Source organism: Collinsella aerofaciens (assembly GCF_040910265.1).
Taxonomy (GTDB): domain Bacteria; phylum Actinomycetota; class Coriobacteriia; order Coriobacteriales; family Coriobacteriaceae; genus Collinsella; species Collinsella aerofaciens_BK.
Window position 1 is genome coordinate 1 of sequence record NZ_JBDGAW010000012.1, and the last position, 21242, is coordinate 21242.

At 59.9% G+C, this 21242-nt stretch carries 16 protein-coding genes and 1 other RNA gene; 8 read left to right on the plus strand and 9 right to left on the minus strand.

All coding sequences use genetic code 11. The annotated features are described in order from the left end of the window. The coding region (locus tag AB5Z14_RS06150) for a glutamine synthetase III family protein (RefSeq protein WP_368130729.1) at positions 1–1630 on the minus strand (1630 nt) is incomplete at its 3' end. Between the two features lie 423 nt (positions 1631–2053). On the opposite strand from AB5Z14_RS06150, the gene AB5Z14_RS06155 reads away from it, so the two are divergent. The 8 genes from AB5Z14_RS06155 (at position 2054) to AB5Z14_RS06190 (ending at position 11686) form a co-directional block, all read left to right on the plus strand. Continuing rightward, on the plus strand, positions 2054–2926 hold the full coding sequence (locus AB5Z14_RS06155) for a methylenetetrahydrofolate reductase (RefSeq protein WP_368130730.1): 873 nt from the start codon (positions 2054–2056) through the stop codon (positions 2924–2926). Beyond that, a complete protein-coding gene (locus tag AB5Z14_RS06160) occupies positions 2926–3717 on the plus strand; it encodes a hypothetical protein (protein WP_368130731.1) in 792 nt (263 codons plus the stop codon). Before AB5Z14_RS06155 ends, AB5Z14_RS06160 begins: the two co-directional genes overlap by 1 nt. A gap of 109 nt (positions 3718–3826) precedes the next feature. Beyond that, positions 3827–4987 (plus strand): DNA cytosine methyltransferase, encoded by a 1161-nt coding sequence (locus tag AB5Z14_RS06165; protein WP_368130733.1) that lies wholly within the window; start codon positions 3827–3829, stop codon positions 4985–4987. Beyond that, positions 4947–5963: a DUF4928 family protein gene (locus AB5Z14_RS06170; RefSeq protein ID WP_368130734.1), complete on the plus strand. Its 1017-nt coding sequence runs from the start codon at positions 4947–4949 to the stop codon at positions 5961–5963. The genes AB5Z14_RS06165 and AB5Z14_RS06170 overlap by 41 nt, the downstream gene beginning before the upstream one ends. Then, complete coding sequence (locus AB5Z14_RS06175; protein ID WP_368130736.1) at positions 5953–8517, plus strand: homocysteine S-methyltransferase family protein; 2565 nt, start codon at positions 5953–5955, stop codon at positions 8515–8517. Before AB5Z14_RS06170 ends, AB5Z14_RS06175 begins: the two co-directional genes overlap by 11 nt. Positions 8518–8625: 108 nt before the next feature. Beyond that, positions 8626–9990 (plus strand): PFL family protein, encoded by a 1365-nt coding sequence (locus AB5Z14_RS06180; RefSeq protein WP_035136908.1) that lies wholly within the window; start codon positions 8626–8628, stop codon positions 9988–9990. 488 nt (positions 9991–10478) lie between these two features. Continuing rightward, complete coding sequence (locus tag AB5Z14_RS06185) at positions 10479–11204, plus strand: methyltransferase domain-containing protein (RefSeq protein ID WP_368130738.1); 726 nt, start codon at positions 10479–10481, stop codon at positions 11202–11204. 182 nt (positions 11205–11386) lie between these two features. Next, positions 11387–11686: a YhbY family RNA-binding protein gene (locus AB5Z14_RS06190; protein WP_117763624.1), complete on the plus strand. Its 300-nt coding sequence runs from the start codon at positions 11387–11389 to the stop codon at positions 11684–11686. A gap of 54 nt (positions 11687–11740) precedes the next feature. Here the strand turns inward: AB5Z14_RS06190 and AB5Z14_RS06195 are convergent, their stop codons facing one another. The 8 genes from AB5Z14_RS06195 to ssrA form a co-directional block, all read right to left on the minus strand. After that, the gene (locus tag AB5Z14_RS06195) at positions 11741–14740 is read right to left on the minus strand and encodes an AfsR/SARP family transcriptional regulator (protein WP_368130739.1); all 3000 of its coding nucleotides are present in this window, start codon (positions 14738–14740) and stop codon (positions 11741–11743) included. Between the two features lie 448 nt (positions 14741–15188). Next, positions 15189–15917, minus strand: coding sequence for a glucosamine-6-phosphate deaminase (nagB, locus tag AB5Z14_RS06200; protein WP_152067340.1), 729 nt, complete (start codon positions 15915–15917; stop codon positions 15189–15191). Positions 15918–16188: 271 nt separating this feature from the next. Further along, positions 16189–16686, minus strand: a complete 498-nt coding sequence (locus tag AB5Z14_RS06205; protein ID WP_006234693.1) for a PTS sugar transporter subunit IIA — start codon at positions 16684–16686, stop codon at positions 16189–16191. Between the two features lie 71 nt (positions 16687–16757). Then, a complete protein-coding gene (glmM, locus tag AB5Z14_RS06210) occupies positions 16758–18095 on the minus strand; it encodes a phosphoglucosamine mutase (RefSeq protein WP_006234694.1) in 1338 nt (445 codons plus the stop codon). A 123-nt stretch (positions 18096–18218) separates the two neighbouring features. Beyond that, positions 18219–18614 (minus strand): 30S ribosomal protein S9, encoded by a 396-nt coding sequence (rpsI, locus tag AB5Z14_RS06215; RefSeq protein ID WP_022094634.1) that lies wholly within the window; start codon positions 18612–18614, stop codon positions 18219–18221. A gap of 2 nt (positions 18615–18616) precedes the next feature. After that, complete coding sequence (rplM, locus tag AB5Z14_RS06220; protein WP_022094635.1) at positions 18617–19060, minus strand: 50S ribosomal protein L13; 444 nt, start codon at positions 19058–19060, stop codon at positions 18617–18619. Between the two features lie 194 nt (positions 19061–19254). Continuing rightward, the gene (locus tag AB5Z14_RS06225) at positions 19255–20133 is read right to left on the minus strand and encodes a patatin-like phospholipase family protein (RefSeq protein WP_368130740.1); all 879 of its coding nucleotides are present in this window, start codon (positions 20131–20133) and stop codon (positions 19255–19257) included. 617 nt (positions 20134–20750) lie between these two features. Next, positions 20751–21114, minus strand: a transfer-messenger RNA (tmRNA) gene (ssrA, locus tag AB5Z14_RS06230). Between the last annotated feature and the right edge of the window lie 128 nt (positions 21115–21242).

Below are 21242 nucleotides of genomic sequence, written 5' to 3' on the forward strand. Positions count from 1 at the left end.
GGGCAAGAGCCTTCTCGGAGACAAAGGCGGGCAAAGCGTCCGCGGTGGTCTTGTTGTTGGCAAGGCCGCGCTTCTCCGCCTCGATGGGCCATTCGTCGGAGTAGCCGTCGCCGGAGAAGAGGATGCGCTGGTGGTCGGTCAGAACCTTCTTGCAGTACTCGAGCGCAGCGTCCTGGAACTTGTCCTCGGGCGTACCCTCGAGCGCGTCGGCGAAAGCCTTGAGCGACTTGGCAACGGCAGCGTCGAGGACCATGTTGGGGTCGGAGACGTTCTGCTCGGAGCCGCAGGCGCGGAACTCGAACTTGTTGCCGGTAAAGGCGAACGGAGAGGTGCGGTTACGATCGGTGTTGTCCTGCATGAGCTTGGGCAGGGCATCGGCGCCCAGGTCGAGCACGCCGTGGGTGGCGTGGACGGATGCCTTGCCATCGATAATCTTCTCGACAACCTCGGTGAGCTGGTCGCCCAGGAAGATGGAGACGATCGCCGGAGGAGCCTCGTTGGCGCCCAGACGGTGGTCGTTGCCGGCCGAGGCGACAGAAGCACGCAGGAGCTCCTGATAGTTATCGACGGACTCGATCACCGCGGTGAGGAAGACAATGAACTGTAGGTTGTCGAGCGGGGTGTCGCCCGGATCGAGCAGGTTCTCGGACTCGGTGCCGATAGACCAGTTGTTGTGCTTGCCGGAACCGTTGATGCCGTCGAAGGGCTTCTCGTGCAGCAGGCAGACCAGGTCGTGGCGGGAGGCGATGAGCTTCATCTTCTCCATCATGACCAGGTTCTGGTCGATAGCCTCGTTGACCTCCTCATAGACCGGCGCGAGCTCGTGCTGGCAGGGAGCGACTTCGTTGTGCTTGGTCTTGGCGGGAATGCCGAGCGCCCAAAGCTCCTCGTCCAGGTCCTTCATGTAGGCCGAGACGGTGGGGCGGATAGCACCAAAGTAGTGCTCCTCGAGCTCCTGGCCCTTGCAGGGGTTGGCACCAAAGAGGGTGCGGCCGGTGATAACCAGGTCCTTGCGCTTACGGTAGGCGTCCTTCTTGATCAGGAAGTACTCCTGCTCGTCGCCGACGGAGGGAACGACCTTCTTGGGGGTCTTGCCAAAGAGAGCCAGGACACGCTTGGCCTCGCGATCGAGCGCGGTCATGGAGCGCAGCAGCGGGGTCTTCTTGTCCAGGGCCTCGCCCGTGTAGGAGCAGAAGGCGGTGGGGATGCACAGGACCTCGTCCTTAATGAAGGCGGGGCTGGTGGGGTCCCAAGCGGTGTAGCCACGGGCCTCGAAGGTGGCGCGCAGGCCGCCGTTGGGGAAGCTGGAGGCGTCCGGCTCGCCCTGGATGAGGTTCTTGCCCGTGAACTTGGTAATAGCGGTGCCGTTGTGGTTGGGCTCCAGGAAGCTGTCGTGCTTCTCGGAAGTGATGCCCGAAAGCGGCTGGAACCAGTGGGCGTAGTGCGTAGCGCCCTTGGAGATGGCCCAGACCTTCATGGCGTGGGCGACGGCGTTGGCCACGTCCAGGTCGAGCGGCTCACCGTCCTCGAGGGTTGCAGCGAGGCGCTTCCAAATGTCCTTGGGGAGGTAGTCTTTCATGACTTCCTCAGAGAACACCATGGTCCCGAAGCGGTCAGTAAGTTCGGCCATACGGAACTCCCTTCGTATCGGCACCGCGTGAGATGCGGTGTTGATTACTAACGAACGAGCCTTAGATTAGACTCGCCGTGTTTCCGCAACATTACCGTTATGTTGCGGTCACGAAACCAATCAATGAGGTTACCGCATCGCAGGATTATTACCACCCTTAACAGCCAACGAACTGTATAAATTGCAGACCTCCCCGCATGATTTTAGGGTAGTTCATTTGGGACGGGGCTAAAAAGACTGGTATTTCACATCAGATACCAGTCTATATAGCCCCGTTCCAAATTGACTGCTCCGTTATAGGCAATGCCGATAGCAAAGCATCTTTGATTGGTATCCCCAAATAGCGAGTAAAACTCCACCGTGGCACAGTGGTGCTGTAGAATCCTTACAACACATCGCACTAAATATCTAAAGGAGCACGATATGCGCGTCGACGAGGTTTTTAAGCAGGCAGCATCCCAGAACACCACGCCCGTTTCGTTTGAGATGTTCCCGCCCAAGGGCGAGCTCACCCTCGATACGGCTCACGAAGTGGCGGGCAGCCTGTGCAAGCTTTCGCCGAGCTTTGTCTCGGTCACTTGCTCGGCCGGCGGCTCGGGCAACGGTGCCACCACCGCCCCCATCGCGCATATGATCTCGAGCGAATTCGATACGCCCTCGGTCGCGCACCTCACCTGCGTGGGTCGCACCCACGCCGACATCGCCGCCAAGATCGATGAGTATCGCAGCGCCGGTGTGGAAAACGTGCTGGCCCTGCGCGGCGACCTTCCCGCCGGCGCGACCGAGGACGACAAGCCCGCTTCCGACTACGCCTATGCCCGCGACCTCATCCCCGAGCTTGTCGACGCCGGCTTTTGCGTGGGTGCCGCAGCCTACCCCGAGGGCCACATCGCCTGCGAGGACCTTAACCTCTCGGTCGAGCACCTCAAGCAAAAGCAGAATGCCGGCGCGAGCTTCTTTGTGACGCAGCTCTTCTTTGATAACGAGTGCTTTTACCGCTTCCGCGAACTTGCCGACAAGGCGGGCATCACCGTGCCCATCACCGCGGGCATCATGCCGTTTATGGGCAAGTCGCAAATTAGCCGCATGGTCTTTATGTGCGGCGCGTCGCTGCCCTCCCCCGTCATCAAGATCCTCGCCAAGTATGAGAACGACCCCGAGAGCCTGCAGGCAGCCGGTGTAGATTATGCCGCCCGTCAGCTTTGCGACCTTAAGGAGCACGGCGCCGACGGTCTGCACCTGTACACTATGAACCGTCCTGCAATCGCCGCGACCATTATGGAGCGCCTGGGGTAATGGAAAAACCGCACGTCGATACAACCGTTGTTGAAGTGCCGGCCGACCTTGCGTCGCCGGCGCTTTACCGTATCGACGCTGCCCACCGCCCTCGTGTCGACCGTGCCGAGATGCTGCGGTATCTGGGCTACGGCGGCCAGCAGATTGAGCCCGAGCTGTCACGACGAATTGAGCTTGTAGTCGAGCGCCTAGAGCTGGATATCGAGCCCCGCGGCGTGCGACGCGTGTTTGCCGTCGATGCCACGGGCGTCGACGAGCAGGGCGAGCCCTGCATCCGCTTGGTTGGCACCAATGTTGAGCTGCGGGGTCGTGATATCTATCGACATCTTAAGGACGCCCGCCTGGCAGCGCTCATGGCCTGCACCCTCGGCATGGCCGCCGAGCGCCGCCTGCGGACCACCGGAGCCCAGCAGCCCCTGGAGGGCACCGTGCTCGACGCCGCGTGCTCGGCATATGTTGAGGCCGCCGTTGAGCAGATGGACCAGCGGGTCAAGACGGACGCTGCCGCACACGGCCTTGCCGGCAACTGGCGCTTTAGTCCCGGCTACGGCGACTGCCCGCTCTCGGCTCAGCACTCAATCGTCGATGCGCTCAACGCCACGCGCCTCATTGGACTCACCGTCACACCCACCAGCCTGCTCATGCCCACCAAGAGCGTGACCGCGGTGATCGGTCTGTTCGACGGCGAGGTCCACGACGCCCAGACCCGTCCCACCTGCAATATCTGCCGCATGCGCGAGCATTGCCGCTTCCGCGCCGCCCACACCACCTGCTATTCGTATTCTGAATAAAATGTCAATTGATGGCTCGGTATCGAGGGAATCGCATCCGTTTGTAAGCAGATGTCCTCGCAAACAAGTACCATAAGAGGCCAAATAACAACTATCTGAAAGCCAGTACATGCACAACATTCTGCAGTTCTCGCCACAACTTACCGCGCTTGAGTTTTTTTCAGGCATTGGCCTGGCTCGTGCCGGCATGGCAAAAGCCGGAATCAAAACAATCTGGGCAAACGACATAGACCATACTAAATGCGCCATGTACAGCCAGCGTTGGGGCGATGAACATCTAGTCGAGCAGGATGTCCACGCACTCGATCCCGACCTGATACCCCAAGCCGACATCGCATGGGCATCAAGCCCTTGCACAAACCTATCTCTCGCGGGGAACCGGGAGGGGCTTATCTCTGGCAAAGAGTCTAGTGCGTTCTTTGGCTTTATTAAGGCCATCGAAGGAATGGGCGATCGCGCCCCGCGGGCAATTGTTCTCGAAAACGTCATCGGCCTTGCGACGTCTAATAACAGTGATGACTTTAGGCTCGTTTGCCAGGAATTTAATCGATTGGGCTATTCATGCGATGCCTATTTTATCGACGCACGGCACTGGCTTCCCCAGTCTCGCCCCCGCATGTTTGTCGTCGGATTAAATAATCCCCTTCCCAACAGCCGACTCGATTCCTCGCTTCGACCTGAAAAGGTCTCCTGGATTCACTCCGACCCTTCGCTCATTACACACATCTCTCACCTAAACGAGCCGAGTCCACTTCGCATGACAGGCCTCGCAACGGTAGTTGAAAATATGCCCGATGACGACAAGCGTTGGTGGGACAAGAACCAAGTGCAAGCATTTACCGATTCACTTGCGCCACATCAAGAAGATCGCCTTCAGCGCTTCTTAAATGCCAGTGCAAAAATTGTTCGCACTGCTTATCGTCGCACGCGGTCGGGCGTTGTACGCTGGGAAATCCGCGAAGAGGAAATTGCCGGATGTCTAAGAACGGCTCGCGGCGGCTCATCAAGACAGGCAGTCGTTATATGCGAAAACGGAAAGTTAAAAGTTCGCTGGATGACTGGAACTGAATATGCTCGTCTCCAAGGTGCCGGCTCATATCAATTTAGCGGCTTCTCGGATGCTCAGATTCGTTATGCATTCGGCGATGCAGTTGCCGTGCCAGTTGTCACCTGGCTTATAAAAAATGCAGTCAAGCCCGCGTTAATGTCTTCAAGGAATGGAGTGAGCGATGATGGAAATGGCAAATTACTCCTTGAGCGAGCCCAATAAAAACGTCTTGAATGCCATTGAGCTCTGGTACGAATCCAAGCGAAACAAGCGAGGCAATGTCAACCGCAACGTCATGGCGGTTGGCATAGGCATAAGCGAGCTGTTGCAAAACCGTTTCCCGCTCACCAACGATTACGTGCAATCGGACAAGGGGAGCCAAGTACGAGGCCTAAGTGGGGCATGCATCAAAACAGTTTTAGCCAGACATGGGGAAACGCGCGCCTTCGCATCAGAAGGCGGCAGGACCTCACGCGGCACGCTTCCAATGGCGCTTGAGCTTGCCGCGATCATCAACTCTACCCTGCCCAGCGACACTTGTGAAGACGCTCGTCTTGAAGCTGCGAATGCAATCGCCAACTTCTTCGTCGAGCGTATCCAGGTCGACTTCTTCAACCGGCAGAGAATCAAAGTCGAAATCGATCTTCAAAAACCAATTTCTGCCATTGTCGAAGACATCCTGGCCGGAGCAAGCCTGCGATCCGATAAACCAACAGGCACGGTCGCACAGCACCTGGTAGGTGCAAAACTTGAAATGTTATTTCCAACCATAGAAATCGGAAAGGACAACTCAAACGCTGCCGACCAGCAGACTGACCGTTCTGGCGATTTCCAAATCAATGATGCTGCATTTCATGTAACTGTATCGCCGATGGCCAAATTGACCGATCGATGCCGAGATAACATTCGAAATGGCATTCGGCCCATCGTTGTTGTCCCCCGCAATAAAGTTTCCTTCGCTTACGGACTGTTCGAAAGTGAGGGGCTCGGCGATTGCGTACAGGTTATCGCGCTCGAATCGTTTATTGGCATCAATATTGAAGAATTATCGTTCTACAAGCGAAGCCTAATTCGATTAAATGTTGCACGACTTCTTGTCTACTACAACAAACGAATCGAAGACATCGAGCCCGACAAATCCCTACAAATAGAAATCCCTCAGTGGGCTCTAGACGAAATGGACGCACATGGCGAATAGCTCAAACATACTTATCACCCATGATTCTGACGGTGCTGCACTGGCGGCGCCCGTCAATGCTGCGCGTTGTAACGGCGCCGCGTACAAGACGCGCACGATTGACGACCTGCGCATTAAGGATGACCGCCTGCGCGCTGCCATCGAAGGCACGGGGCACCTGCTGTTTGACGGCGGCATGGGCACCATGCTGCAGGCGGCCGGCATGAAGGCCGGCGCCCTGCCCGAGCTGCTCAACTTTGAGGAGCCCCAGGTCATTACCGACATTCAGCGCCAATACGTCGAGGCCGGCTGCGACGTGATCACCGCCAACACCTTTGGCGCCAACGCCCACAAGCTCGACGGAGCCGCCACCGTGACAGACGTCTTTGCCGCCGCTGTCGCCTGCGCCCGTGAGGCCGGCGCCCGCTACGTCGCCGGCGACATCGGTCCCATCGGCGCCCTGCTACGCCCCTTGGGCACCCTCAGCTTTGACGAGGCCTACGACCTCTTTGCCGAGGAGGTGCGCGCTGGCGTCGCTGCGGGCGTCGACCTCTTTATTATCGAGACTATGACCGACCTGGCCGAGATCAAGGCGGCGGTCCTCGCCTGCCGCGAGAACTCCGACCTGCCCGTCTTTGCCACCATGACCTTTGAGGAAGACGGCCGCACCTTCTTAGGCACGAGCCCCGAGGTCGCCGCCATCACCCTCGACGCCATCGGCGCCGATGTCTTGGGCATCAACTGCAGCCAGGGCCCGGCCGAGCTCCGCGGACTCGCCGCGCGCATGCTCACCGTCACCGACAAGCCCGTCATGGTACAGGCAAACGCGGGGCTGCCCCGTGTGGACGATGACGGCAACACCGTCTTTGACATCCAGGCACCCGAGTACGCCGAAGCCGTCGCCGGCATGATCGAGGACGGCGTGAGCGTCGTCGGCGGATGCTGCGGCACCACGCCCACGCACATGGCGGCACTTCGCACCCTCATCGACAATCACGCGCCCAGCCCGCGTCACCGCAAGCCCAGCATGTCGGTCACGAGCGCCCAGACGGTTGTGGACCTTCCCTGCGATGGCCACAAGATCGCCGTCATCGGCGAGCGCATCAACCCCACCGGCAAAAAGCGCCTGCAGCAGGCCTTGCGTGACGGCGACCTGGATTACGTCGTGAGCCAGGGCATCAGCCAGCAGGAGCAGGGCGCCGACATCTTGGACGTCAACGTGGGCCTGCCCGAGATCGACGAGGTCAAGATCATCCAGCAGGCAACCGAGCAGCTCCAGGGCTCCACCCTCTTGCCCCTGCAGATCGACTCCACCGATCCCGCCGCCGTCGAGGCCGCCGTGCGCCGCTACGCCGGCAAGCCCATCATCAACTCGGTTAACGGCAAGCAGCAGATCATGGACGAGATCTTTCCGCTGGTCGCCCACTACGGCACCAACGTCGTCGGTCTCACGCTCGACGAGGGCGGCATCCCCGATACCGCCGAGGCCCGCTTTGCCATCGCCGAGCGCATCGTGGCCGAGGCCGCCCGCTATGGTATCGGCCCGGACCGCATCCTCATCGACTGCCTGGTCATGACGGCCTCGACCAACCAGCGCCAGGCCGAGCAAATTCTGCGCGCCATGTCCCTGTGCAAAGAGCGCCTGGACGTTAAGTGCGCGCTCGGCGTGTCGAACATCAGCTTTGGCTTGCCCGCCCGCCCGCTGCTTGGCTCGGTCTTTTTGGCCGCTGCCTTTGGAGCGGGCCTGGATGCCCCCATCATGAACCCGGGCTCCAAGCGCTTTATGGACACCGTCTACAGCTATCGCGTGCTGAGCGTCGAGGACGAGGGCTCGACCGGATACATCGAACGCTACGCCGGCTGGACCGACCCGTACAAGATTGCCGCCAACCCGGCTGCCGCCCAGGCCGCATCGAGCGATGCCGCGCCTGCCGCAGGCACCGCCACCAGCGCCGATGACGACCCCATTCGCCACATGGTCGTCTCGGGCCGTAAGGGCGAGATCGCGGCCGAGACCGAGCGTCTGCTGGCCGACCACGACGCCATGGACCTCATCAATAATCACTTTATCCCCGCCCTCGACGAGGTCGGCGTGCTCTTTGACCAGGGCAAGTTCTTCTTGCCGCAGCTCATGGCCTCGGCAGAGGCCGCGCGTGTGGGCTTCGATACCATCAAGCGCCTGATGCCCGCCGGCGAGATTGCCGACAAGGGCAAGATCTGCGTGGCCACCGTTAAGGGCGACATCCACGACATTGGCAAAAACATCGTCAAGATGCTGCTCGACAACTACGGCTACACCGTCTTTGACCTGGGCCGCGACGTCGACCCGCAAGAAGTGCTCAAGACCGTCAAGGAGCGCGACATTAAGCTCGTCGGTCTCTCGGCGCTTATGACCACCACGGTCGTCGCCATGGAGGAGACCATCAAGCTGCTCCATTCCGAGGTTCCGGACGTCAAGATCATCGTCGGCGGCGCCGTGCTCACCCCCGAATACGCCAAGCAAATCGGCGCGGACTACTACGCCAAGGACGCCGCCGAGAGCGCGCGTATCGCCGAAGAGGTCTTTGGCCGGTAACACAACGGAAACAACCCCACACCAAAACGTGCCGCATGTGCCACTTGGCGCGTGCGGCACGTTAAAATAGAGGGGACTATGCTCGTTTTGGCAGATAGGAGCGCAAGGATGGCGATCACGCCTGCAGAAATCGCGGAAACCCGCGGCATGGTTGAGGAGCAGAACCTCGACATCAGAACCATTACCATGGGTGTTTCGCTCATGGGTTGCGGTGACGAGAACCTCGACCGCATGTGCACGAAGATCTACGACCACGTGACGCACACGGCTGAGCACTTGGTCGAGACCGCCGAGAACCTCGAGCGCGAGTACGGTATCCCCATCGTCAACAAGCGCGTTTCCGTCACCCCGGTGGCGCAGATTGCCGCGTGCTGCAAGGATGAGGACCTCACCCCCATCGCGCATGCCCTCGACCGTGCGGCCGAGACCCTCGGCATCGACTACCTGGGCGGCTTCTCCGCGCTCGTCCAGAAGGGCATCGGCGACGCCGACCGCCGCGTTATCCAGTCCATTCCGCAGGCGCTCGCCACCACGAGCCGCGTCTGCTCCAGCGTCAACGTCGCCAGCCTGCGCGCCGGCATCAACATGGACGCCGTGCTCATGGCTGCGCAGACCATCATCGACGCTGCCAAGCTCACGGCCGACCAGGATTCCGTCGGCGCTTCCAAGTTTGTCTGCTTTGCCAATATGGTCGAGGACTCCCCGTTTATGGCGGGCGCCGTCCACGGCGGCGGCGAGGCCGACGCCGTCATCAACGTTGGTGTCTCGGGCCCCGGCGTTATGGCCGCGGCACTGGAAACGCTCCCCGACTCCGCCTCGATGATGGAAGTCGCCGAGAAGATCAAGCAGACCGCCTTTAAGATCACCCGTGCCGGCGAGCTCATGAGCCGCGAGGCCGCCCATCGCCTGGGTGTCGAGAAGGGCATCGTCGACCTGTCGCTGGCTCCCACGCCCGCCATCGGCGACTCCGTTGCCCGCATCCTCGAGATCATCGGCGTGGGCACCTGTGGTGGCCCGGGCACGACCTGCGCGCTCGCCATGCTCAACGATGCCGTCAAGAAGGGCGGCGTCATGGCCAGCTCCAGCGTCGGCGGCCTTTCGGGCGCTTTTATCCCCGTGTCCGAGGACGCCGGCATGATCGCCGCCGTCGAGGCCGGTGCGCTTTCACTCGAGAAGCTCGAGGCCATGACCTGCGTGTGCTCCGTCGGCCTGGACATGATCGCCATCCCCGGCGACACCCCGGTCGAGACCATCGCCGGCATCATCGCCGACGAGATGGCTATCGGTGTCATCAACAACAAGACCACGGCTGTCCGCGTGATCCCTGCCATCGGCAAGGGTGTGGGCGACTGCGTCGAGTACGGCGGCCTGTTCGGCCGCGCACCCATCATGCCGGTGAACCCCAACGCCGGCACCGTGCTTGCCCACCGCGGTGGTCGATTCCCGGCACCGCTGAACTCGCTGAAGAACTAGGCTAGGGATTCGGGCGAGGAGCCCCGCTGCCCGGCGGCAGGCATATAAGGTCGCCTGCTCGGACAGTCCTGGCTCGCACGGAGAGCACATTAAGTGCTCTCCGGCTCGTGCGGAACTCGCGATCGACCTTATATGCCTGCCGCCGGGCAGCGGGGCTCCCGCACAGCGGGACCTCGGTTGGGTTCTATCCCGGTTGCAGTTGCTTCGCTCCTGCACCACTTGGCAGGTGCGGCGGTTTGGCGTTGGAACGGTTCTTTTTCTGATATATGCTGGTTGCGGCTCTTCTTTTGTGAGGGGCCGCTTTTTTGTTGTGAGGGGGATGGCCCGTGGTTGATGAGGGTGCTCGTTCTGAGCTGCTTTCCACAGATTGGAACCAGGAATGGATGCGCTTGCAGGCTGGTCGGCGGCGGGCTGATGACTCTTTTGAGTGGGATAAAAGGGCTCGGCATTTTCGGCCGCTTGAGACTGCTCCGTATGCTCGCGATTTTATGAAGCTGTTGGCACTCCAGCCCGGCGAGTCGGTGCTTGATATGGGGTGTGGGGCTGGGTCGATTGCTATTCCGCTTGCGCAGGCTGGGCATCCTGTGATTGCTGCCGACTTCTCTCCTGCCATGCTGGGCACGCTTGATGCTGGTATTGAATACTATGGGCTCGAGGATCGCATTACGCCGCTTGAGCTTGCTTGGGATGATGATTGGAACCTGGTTGGACCGGTCGCGAAAGCGGTAGATGTTGCCTTTGCCAGTCGCTCTGTCACCACGACCAACCTAAAAGGCGCGCTTGCCAAGCTTGATCGAACGGCTCGTCGGCGTTGTGCTGTCACGATGGTCGCTAACTCCAGCCCGCGCTATGACCTGCACCTGATGAATGCCATCGGCGCCTCGGTTACCTGCAGTAATGGCTTTGTCTATGCCTTTAATATCCTCATTCAGATGGGTGCCCTGCCGCAGGTCACGTACTTTGAATCGCCTCGTCGCGATACCTTCGACAGCCTTGAGGCGGGCGTGGCGGACTTCTCCCGCATGCTCGAGCACGGTAACGAGGATAAGACCGACCGTCTGCGCGACTACATCGCGCAGCACATGATTGAGAATCCCCATGCTGGCGAGCCGGGGTCTAAGGGTGTGCCGCAGGGACGCTACATGCTCGACCATATCCGCAAAGTCCGTTGGGCCTTTATTGCCTGGGAGCCAGTCTCTGCAAATCGTCCGTAGTCCGCTTGTATCCGTGCCGCGCGTCCGCCTTCATCCCGCACCGCCCACTCGCTTGGCATCCGCATTCTTTTTGAACTGGGCAAACGCGCCCCACACCGCGCCGTTCCTGCGCTATCGTGGGACAGCTCACGTAGATTAAGGCCCCGTCGCGGGGCGCCCCATAACATAGAAAGCGAGAACCCATGGCACTGACAGGAGCCCAGGTCAAGCAACTTCGCAGCATGGCCCATCACCTCAACCCCGCCATCATCATCGGCAAGTCCGACGTCAACGAGGGCACCGTCGAGCAGACGGTCGCCTACCTGGAGAAGCACGAGCTCGTCAAGTGCTCCGTGCTGGACGGCTCCAGCCTTTCTGCCCGCGAGGCCGCCGAGGAGCTCGCCGAGCGCTGCCACGCCGAGGTCGTCCAGGTTATCGGCCGCAAGTTCTCGCTGTATCGCGAGTCCTCGCGCAAGGACATCGAGAAGATCGAGCTCGTTTAGACACTCATACATCGCGTGCCTATGGGGCGTCCGGGTTACCTGGACGCCCCTTTTTTATCGCACAACGGCCATGCGCTTAAGCCTGCCTTCGACCAAACGCTCGTAGAGGCGCCGCGTCTCGGGCTCGGGTACGCCCGCAATCTGCTCTTTAAGATGATGGACATGTCCGCTGTACAAATCGATGATGTCGCGGCGGCGACCCGCGGCGTTATAGACGCGCATGGCGCAGCGAACCATGTCCTCACGTGCCGTCTCCTGGCGAAGCCCTGCCTCGACCAGCCATATTGCCGACTGCAGGTCGTTTTCCTCCAAAGCCTCGTTCGCCCCGCGAATCATGCTGTCGATAAACTTGGATTGCATGATGCGACGCATGCGCACGAAGTACGTTGGATTGCAGCCATTGGGGATATAGAGCGAGCCAGCGTAGAGCTGCTCGACCTTTAGACACAGCTCCACCAGGTGAGGCCCGCGCGCTCCCCCACGATTTCCCAAGATCTCGCGGGTCATCTGCTCAAACAGCCGTACGTCTGTCTTAACGTAGTCGCCGTTGAGCCCAATGCATTCGTTTTGGATCAGCACACACGACTTGCCGTCTGGCGTCGGCCCCAAGGCCGAGCGCAGGCGCGATATCGTCGAATACAAGTTGTTGCGGGCGCGGTTGAACTCTGCATGGGGCCACAGCTCCATGGCCAGGGTCTCGCGATCGACCAGCGCGTCCATGCTCAGCGCGAGACGCTCCGCAAGCGTTGCCGCCTTCTTGCGACGCCACATCTTATCGGTGATGGGAAACCCGTCGCGCTCGGCGCGAAATGCCCCGAACATGCGGATCTCGATATGCTCGATCGTATCGACGGCCTCGACTTCCTCGACCTGAAACAGCCGCTCGTGCGCTTCGTCCAAATCGTCGCGCAGCGTGTATCTCGAAAGCTCGCGCACCGGGAGCTTCTTGCGGATTCTTGCGCCAGACTCGCCCAGACAGTGCATGGCAAGGCGCGCAAAGAGCCGATACGATGGCTCTAGAATCCCCGCACGATTCATGGACATCCAGGCCGCAAGATCGCTGTCTCGGCCCGCACAGGCCAAATGCAGCGCCACCATCCAGGCCTCCGCTCCACCAACCTGCGTCTGGCTTATATCGAGTAGCTCCGCTTCCTCGCGCACCGAAACCATCGAGGTGTTACGCAGATACGCCGCGCGCTCCAACAGCAATGCGTTATCGCGCATGTACGCAATCGACTCCTCGGCAAGTTTGAGCACTTGGACCGCACGGAACTTTGCATTAACCGGCCGTCCCTCTGCCAGCGACTGCCAGCCTTCTAGCAACAGCCCAAACAGCTGAATCTGGTTGTCGCGCATGCGCACGGCAAAACGATCGAGCTCGTTGAACGCCGCGTCGTCGGTTACCGGCAAGCCGGAAAGGAGCCGCCGTGCCGCCAACACCATGCGCACCCAGATAGCCATCGCCTTAAGCCCACGTACGTCGAGCGCCTCCCGCGCCACCGTCATCTCGTCGTCGCGCTCGTCGGTTCCCGCAAACGACCCGTCAAAGAGCTCCACCAGCATGCTATCGGCCCGTATAACAATCCCCGCGATGTCGAGCTCGCAGTCGTAGGCCTTGCTCGTTTTGAGCTGTTGTAGAACGCCGCCGTCATTTCCCCGCTCGGTCAGGCAGCGCTTGACCTCGATATGCGCAGACAGCATATCGAGTGCGGTATGGGATGTCTCGATTTCTGGCACGGCCAGGTTCGTAGGAAGCCCAAGCCCGTTGTCCCCATAGCAAACAGCCGTCAGTGTCTGGGCCACCCTCCATGAAACAGGGTCTATTTCGCAGGCCGCCCGTTCGCCCCCGCGTTCGATGACCGATGCCATATAGCGAGCGAGCTTTGTATTGGACACGCTGACCGCTGCCAGATATACGCCAAGCGCTTCGGCAGGCGTTGGCTCTGGAGCCGGATCGTCGGCATCGATCGTGCCCAGCGCCGCTCGGCAGATATCGGCCCCGTGCCCCGTCAGAGCCAGATCGACCCCATACTGCCCAGCAAGTTCAAGGACCGCTTCACGGTCCAGAAAGGCGTCCGCCAGGCCCATCGCCGCATCGCATCGGCCCGCCTTAAGCAAAATCCGGGCCGCCCTCGGAACAAGTTCGGGGCGAACCTCGGCCACCAACTTACGCAAACGCAAGCGTCCGTTATCCTCCGTGCCCAGACATGTAAAACTCCGCTCGGCGGGGTCCAAGCCAAAGATCGGGTAGTCGCGTACAAAGTAGGACTGGTCGACCATCGACAGCCTCACCCCACAGGCCTCGAGTTCTGCGATATTGCCCTCGCCCATCAAAACCATGAGACATGCCACGCAAAACAGCGCATTATTGTCGAGTGAAGCCAGATCGGCAAGTGCCGCGCCATACACGTTGACAATCTCGTTTTCGAGCAGGCCGGCTACGTCGCCTTGGCCATACAGACCTGTCTGCAATGCCGAAACGAGCTCGGGCACGCCCTGCGTGAGCTGATAAAAGTCGAGCGATGTGCTGATCGAAAACGCCGATGCCCACGCCGAATACTCATAGGCATGCACCTTGAGCATCTGCGCATTGATCTTAACCGAATCGCCCAGCCCATGAATCAACTGACGATTTGAAGGACGGCAGGAGATAAAGACCCCTACCCCCATAGCGCGCAGGCCGCGAATCCTGTCGATGAGGTCCTCGGTATCGTGCTGATCGAGGTTTGGCACATTATCAATCGCGATAAGGGAATGCGGTTTGTCTTTGAGTTCTTCGGTAACCACCTCGAGCTGCATAAACACCTCGCGCCCAGTGGCGCGATCGGCCTCGATAATCCGCACGGGGCCTCGCGTCGGATCGCATTTAACCTCATGGGTGTACTGCAGCAGCACCGAGGTCTTCCCAAACCCGTCGGGCGCATAAAGAACCACGATGCCGGCCTTTCGGCCCTTGGCGATAAGCTCATTCATCAAGCGTTCGCGTCGCACCATATAGCCTCCGCCCAGCGGCATCAGCTCGAGGTCGTCTATACCGCTCAAATCGTTTACCATGCCCGCTCCTCAACTCGACCGTATGGACACTGTAGCCGCAAGACCATACAAGCCGCGCTATGAATAGAGCGACCTTGTGTTTTAGGTTGTCTTTTGGTACGCAAGCGGCAAGTTTTTGTACAGCAAGGGCCGATTGTTATTAATCCCCCGACTAATCGGTCTTTAAGCAGGTAAATGAGCTTGTCAGCTTGTCCCATCTAAGCGGCAGTGTAACGCAGATGAACAAGGTTCAGCCATGTCATTCAACTCGCCTAGCACCCGCTACCGTCTACGACCTTCTAGTGGCATTTTTGCATAGAATCTGATATAGAATGAATCAAGCTGTTGGGCATCCGGCATTCGTCAAGCTTGCGGCAAGATTTTGGTCAAGTGGGCGAAATGGGATAGCAAAAAGGCCCCCGCAAAGCGGAGGCCTTAGGCAAGGCTATGTCGAGCTGCAGGATTCGCGCTACTCGCAGAGCGAAAGGGCGGCCTCGTCGGCAACGACAACGCAGTTGGTGTGCAGCTGCAGGATCGAAGCCGGGCACTCGGGCGTAACCGGACCATAGCACATGTCATGCACGGCCTGAGCCTTGGCCTCGCCGTTGGCGACGACCAGGATCATGCGGGCATACATGATGGTCTGGGTACCCATGGTGTAGGCCTGACGGGGAACATCGTCGATGCTGTCGAACAGGCGGCTGTTGGCCTGAATGGTGCTCTCGGTGAGGTCGACGCAGTGCGTGCCCTTGGAGAAGTGGTCATCGGGCTCGTTGAAGCCAATGTGGCCGTTGTTGCCAATGCCGAGCAGCTGCAGATCCGGGTAACCGGCCTCGGCGACGATCTTGTCGTACTCAGAGCAGGCAGCGGCGGCGTCGGGGTTGGAACCGTCGGGCACATGCGTGTTGTTCAGGTCGATGTTGATGTGATCGAAGAAGTTCTCACGCATGAAGTAGTGATAGCTCTGGGGATCGTCGTGCGAAAGGCCGCGATACTCGTCCAGGTTGTAGGTGCTGACCTCGGCAAAGTCGACGTCGCCCTTCTTGTACCAAGCAGCGAGCTGCTTGTAGGCACCGATCGGGGTGGAGCCGGTGGCAAGACCCAGCACACAGTCGGGCTTGAGGATAACCTGGGCCGAGATGATATTAGCGGCCTTGCGGCTCATATCCTCGTAGTCTTTAGCTTTAATGATCTTCATTACGCGTCCTTTCTCGTACAAGAGAGGCAAGGCTCCCTTACAAGCACTTGCCCGCGGCCCGCGTCGGCCGCAACCAACGTGTGCGGCCACCAGGGCGAGGTCGCGTAATGTATGTGTCTCGTGTCTAGCCGCGTCGAGGCCCCTGCCCGTCCACGGTGACCCAAAGCCTTTTAGCTTCGGACAAATCCCATCTTGCCACTGAGGGCGTCCTCTTTCAAGGGCGCCCTCCGTAAACGTGTTTGAATTGTAGGCTAATGGCCACGCGCACTTGCTAGCGCTCGCGAGCAACGATGAGCTGGTCCATCTCTTCGACATGCACGCCAACGGAGCCCTTGATGCTCGAGAACTCAACGGAGTTGCACACCAAGATGGGAACCGTCACATCGTAGCCCTCGGCAGCAATTGCCTCGCGATCGAACTCAATGAGCACATCACCCTTATGGACGATGTCACCCACTTGCGCATGTACGGTAAAGTGCTTGCCCTCGAGCTGAACAGTGTCCAAACCAACGTGGATAAGCACGTCCAGACCATCGACCGTGTTAAGCGCAACGGCGTGTCCCGTGGGAAAAATAGCCTCGACCTTGGCATCAGCCGGTGCAATCACACGCGTTCCGGTGGGCCGAATCGCCACGCCCTGGCCCAAAAGGCCGGTGGCAAACGTCTGGTCGTTTACCTCGGAAAGCGGAATGACGTCGCCCGAGATGGGAGCATCCAGCGTAAGGACTCGACCACGCATACCAAAAGACCTTAGGACTTTAGTGAACATGCTCCCCCTCGGACATACCAATCAATCAAAATAACCTTAACAGTTTACCACTTGGCAACGGTTTTTGACCATTAGGGAAGTTCGCGCTTGACAACCTCGACGATGTCGTCGACAACGCGCTGGGTCAGCTCGTGCGTCTCGGCCTCGGCCATCACGCGGACCAGCGGCTCGGTACCGCTCGGGCGCACCAGAATGCGGCCGCGGCCGTCAAGCTCCTTCTCGGCAGCAGCGACGGCATCCCAGATGGGCTGGCAATCGTCCAGACCGGCCTTGTTGTCGGAATGCACGTTGACGAGTACCTGCGGGTACTTCTTCATAATGCCGGCAAGGTCGGTGAGGGTACGACCGGTGCGCTTGAGCACGGCCAGCAGCTGCAGAGCCGTCACCAGGCCATCACCGGTGGTGTTGTGCTCCAGGAAGATGATGTGGCCGGACTGTTCGCCGCCGATGACGGCGCCGTCCGCGAGCATGCGCTCCAGAACGTAGCGGTCGCCCACGGCGGTCTGGACCATCTCGAAGCCCTGCTCCTTCATAGCGATGGAGAAGCCAAGGTTGCACATGACGGTCGAGACGATCTCGGAGTTGGCGAGCTTGCCGCGAGCGGCGAGGTCAGAACCGCAGATAGCCAGGATGTAGTCACCGTCGATCTCATTGCCCTCGCTGTCCACGAACAGTACGCGGTCGGCGTCGCCGTCGTGGGCCAGACCGATATCAGCATGGGTGCGCAGCACGAGCTCGCGCAGGGGCTCGAGGTGCGTAGAGCCGCACTCAACGTTAATGTCAGTGCCGCAGTAATCGGTGTTGATGGCATGGACCGTGGCGCCCAGGCGCTGCAGCGCGGCGGGCGTGGTCTGGCAAGAAGCACCGTGGCCGCAGTCGACGGCAACGACTAGGCCGTCGAGCCTCAGGCCATCAAGCGTATCGATGGCGTGGTCGACGTATGCCTTGCGAGCGTCCTTCATCTTGATGATGTGGCCCACGCCGGCACCGGTCGGCAGCGTGTCGGCAGCCATGGCTTCCTCGGACATGACCCAGGCGCTGATCTCTTCCTCGACAGCATCGGGAAGCTTCATGCCCTTGCGGCTAAAGAACTTGATGCCGTTGAACTCCGGCGGATTGTGCGAAGCGGAGATGACAATGCCGCCGTCGAGCTCGTTTTGAACAGTGAGCAGCGCCACGGCGGGCGTGGGAATGACGCCGCAGCAATGCGGACGGCCGCCCTCGGCCATAATGCCGGCGGTCAGAGCGCTCTCGAGCATGGTGCCCGAAAGGCGCGTGTCGCGGCCGATGCAAATATCCGGACCAAGGAACTTGGTCGCCGCGCGGCCCAGGCGAAACGCGAGGTCGCACGAGAGGTCGGCATTGGCGACGCCACGGACGCCGTCGGTACCGAAGATGTTCTGGGGCATAGGATTGCTCCTTCCCTAGCAGGCGATATACAACCGCCCACCCTAGTCGAAAAAGAAAAGCGGGACCCGCCGAGGAATCGGCAGGCCCCGCTTGTACATTGTATCTCGAAAGGAGATAAAACCTTAGCGCTTGGAGAACTGGGGAGCGCGGCGGGCCTTCTTGAGGCCGTACTTCTTGCGCTCGACCACGCGAGCATCGCGCGTAAGGAAACCGGCCTTCTTGAGGTCAGCACGGTAGTCGCCAGCGTTCAGAAGAGCGCGGGCGATGCCCAGGCGCAGAGCGCCGGACTGACCGGAAATGCCGCCGCCATCGCACAGAGCGATAACGTCGAACTGACCGGCGGTGTCGGTCACCTTGAAGGGAGCAAGGGCGTTCTCAACGAGCTGATGACGGCCGAAATACTGCTCGGCGTCACGCTTGTTGATGGTCACCTTGCCGGTGCCGGGGACGAGACGGACGCGGGCGACGGCGTTCTTACGACGGCCGGTACCCTGGTAGACAACGGTGTTCTCAGCCATCTTTAAGCCTCCAGCTCAATCTTCGTGGGGTTCTGGGCAGCATGCGGATGCTCGGCACCAGCGTAGACCTTAAGCTTGGTCATCTGGGCACGGCCGAGGGTGGTCTTGGGCAGCATACCGCGAACGGCGCGCTCGATGACCTTCTCCGGGTGCTTCTCCATAGCCTGGCGGAAGCTCTCAGCCTTGAGGCCGCCGTTGTAGCCGCTGTGGCGATAATAGGTCTTCGTGTCGGCCTTGTTACCGGTAAGCTGGACCTTATCGGCGTTGATGACGACAACGAAGTCGCCGCAGTCGCTGTTGGGCGTGAACTGGGGCTTGTTCTTACCGCGCAGGATCATTGCGATCTGGGTGGCAAGACGGCCCAGGACAGCACCATCGGCGTCGACGAGAACCCAGTTGCGCTGGACCTCGCCCTGCTTGGCGTAGTGAGTCGATTTCGAAATCACTTAGACTCCTCCATGTACAGTACGTGTTGTTACAGAGATTCACGGGGCTCTGCAAGTAACCCGTCCATATTACCCCGCTCGCCGTACGAGTCAACAGGTATTTTGGCTCCGACCAGAGTTTCTGCACATGTCATCCACGAGCCATAATTTTTCCAGCTCTTTAGCTGTTGTCATTTTTTGAGGGTTCGCTATCGCTAGCGCTCAACGAACTCTTGGATTTCCGCGAGCAGGCGCTTTGCCTCCTGACGGCCCTGGATATACAGGTCCAAAAGCTTTGCCGGATCGTGCTCGACATGGCCGACCTCGACCGGCTTTTGCGGAGCGACGACCAACGCACGGCCCTCGCGCTCATACTTCCACAGGTGCATGCGCTGGAGGTTATAGCGGTCGTGGCGCGTCTCGATAGCCTCGAGCAGGTAGGGGTAGTCGGCATAGCGGGCGCGCGCGGCAGGCATAAACTCGTAGGGCTTTTTCTCGTACGAGCGGTCCTGCGTGACAATGACAACCGCGCGCTCGAAACCGGCCTCCTCCAGCACATGCTCGATAGGGACCGAATCGGCTACACCGCCGTCGACGTATTTGTGCCCGTCGATCTCGACCGGCGGCGTCACCAGCGGCAGCGAGGTAGAGGCGCGCACAGCATCGAGGTCGAGCACGGCGCTTTTGACCGGCAGGTAGGCAGCGGTTCCAAAGAGCATGTCCGTCGCGACGGCGTACATCTCGATAGGGCTGGCGTCGAACGTCTCGTTATCAAAAGGATCCAGGCGGTCCTGGACGTCGTTGAAGATAAAGTCGTAACCCACGATGGAACCCGTGGACGCAAACGACGCGGCGCCCATGTAGCGGCTGTCGTTGCAGAAGGTCAAATTGACACGGTTGGTGCGACCGATCTGGTGCGACTTGTAGTTGACGCCGTTGAGCGCACCGGCCGAAACGCCGTACACCGCCGGAATTTCGACACCGGCCTCCATGAGAACGTCGAGCACGCCGGCGGTAAACTGCCCACGAAAACTGCCACCCTCCAAGACGAGCGCGACCTTGCCGGCGTTCTTTGCCTTATCTTCTGCAGTCATATTGACCTCCTGCGATTGCGTTTTGGCCTTCTTCTACCCAGTTTTGGGATGGAGGGCGCGCAGGTTTTTCGAGGCGGCAGGTGAAGCGGAAAGTGTATCCCGGTCTGAGCGCGGATTCCGGGATGAACTTTCCGCCTGGGCTGCCGTTGGGAAAGCGCGTCCCGCTCTACGGCTCGATTCCGGGTTGCAGTTTCCGCTTGAGGCGACATCCGGAAAATGAATCCCATTCCGAGCTTAGATTCCGGGATGCGCTTTCCGCTTGAGCTGCCATTGGGAAAGCGTGTCCCGGTCTGAGTCACTGAGGCGTTTTCTTTACGCCCGCGCCCTGCATAGAGTTCGATTCTCCGCGGGTGGAGGGGATCCGTCCGCGCGGGACACGGCAGGCTGTCATCCGGTCGGCATCGAATCTATATCCAGTCGAGGCTTTGCGCGGAGAATCCGCGTATTTGCTTCGCAAATCCGCACCGGCTTCGGCCGCCTGCCGGCGTCCTCGTCCGCTCGCTACAAACGCTTCGCGTTTGCTTAACGCTCGCGCCCTGCATAGAGTTCGATTCTCCGCGGTACGGACTAGAAATAAAAAGGCAGGTAGATATACATATCTACCTGCCTGTTACATATGGTGGAGGCGCGGAGAATCGAACTCCGGTCCACGAAAGCCCCCTGATTGGCATCTCCAAGCTCAGTCGCTGGTTTAGTCTCGGACGCTTTGCGCGCAGCGACACGCTCGCGGTGTCCTAACCGGTTCGGTCTTAGCCTGCGCCATACCGATTACGTGCGCAGGAGCATTCCCCTAAAATGACGTCGCGCCGGTGTCGGGGAAATCACCGGGTTGACGCGCCGCTATAAATTAAGCAGCGAGAGCCATAGGCTCAAAAGAAGAGTTGTTGTCAATTCAATTTGACGGTACCCCTGTTTAACGAGGCGAGGAGACCTCGGCTTGCTTCCTCTCTCAGAGCTATCGTGTCGAAACCAGTCGCCCCCGAATGTCGGGAAAGTCTGGATAGCATTGGGCACGAGTACCCAACACCCGTCGACTTTTCAAGGAACACGCGGGGTGAACCCCGCTCGTGGATAGCTATCTTACCACGTTCTAAAGGCAGACAGCTGTT

What these genes read in the sequence shown, in the direction of transcription:
- rpsI (WP_022094634.1), bottom strand. Translation starts at nt 18,614, where the DNA reads ATGGCTGAGAACACCGTTGTCTACCAGGGTACCGGCCGTCGTAAGAAC.
- AB5Z14_RS06155 (WP_368130730.1), top strand. Translation starts at nt 2,054, where the DNA reads ATGCGCGTCGACGAGGTTTTTAAGCAGGCAGCATCCCAGAACACCACG.
- AB5Z14_RS06160 (WP_368130731.1), top strand. Translation starts at nt 2,926, where the DNA reads ATGGAAAAACCGCACGTCGATACAACCGTTGTTGAAGTGCCGGCCGAC.
- AB5Z14_RS06190 (WP_117763624.1), top strand. Translation starts at nt 11,387, where the DNA reads ATGGCACTGACAGGAGCCCAGGTCAAGCAACTTCGCAGCATGGCCCAT.
- AB5Z14_RS06165 (WP_368130733.1), top strand. Translation starts at nt 3,827, where the DNA reads ATGCACAACATTCTGCAGTTCTCGCCACAACTTACCGCGCTTGAGTTT.
- AB5Z14_RS06205 (WP_006234693.1), bottom strand. Translation starts at nt 16,686, where the DNA reads ATGTTCACTAAAGTCCTAAGGTCTTTTGGTATGCGTGGTCGAGTCCTT.
- nagB (WP_152067340.1), bottom strand. Translation starts at nt 15,917, where the DNA reads ATGAAGATCATTAAAGCTAAAGACTACGAGGATATGAGCCGCAAGGCC.
- AB5Z14_RS06195 (WP_368130739.1), bottom strand. Translation starts at nt 14,740, where the DNA reads ATGGTAAACGATTTGAGCGGTATAGACGACCTCGAGCTGATGCCGCTG.
- AB5Z14_RS06180 (WP_035136908.1), top strand. Translation starts at nt 8,626, where the DNA reads ATGGCGATCACGCCTGCAGAAATCGCGGAAACCCGCGGCATGGTTGAG.
- AB5Z14_RS06185 (WP_368130738.1), top strand. Translation starts at nt 10,479, where the DNA reads ATGAAGCTGTTGGCACTCCAGCCCGGCGAGTCGGTGCTTGATATGGGG.
- AB5Z14_RS06170 (WP_368130734.1), top strand. Translation starts at nt 4,947, where the DNA reads ATGATGGAAATGGCAAATTACTCCTTGAGCGAGCCCAATAAAAACGTC.
- glmM (WP_006234694.1), bottom strand. Translation starts at nt 18,095, where the DNA reads ATGCCCCAGAACATCTTCGGTACCGACGGCGTCCGTGGCGTCGCCAAT.
- AB5Z14_RS06175 (WP_368130736.1), top strand. Translation starts at nt 5,953, where the DNA reads ATGGCGAATAGCTCAAACATACTTATCACCCATGATTCTGACGGTGCT.
- AB5Z14_RS06225 (WP_368130740.1), bottom strand. Translation starts at nt 20,133, where the DNA reads ATGACTGCAGAAGATAAGGCAAAGAACGCCGGCAAGGTCGCGCTCGTC.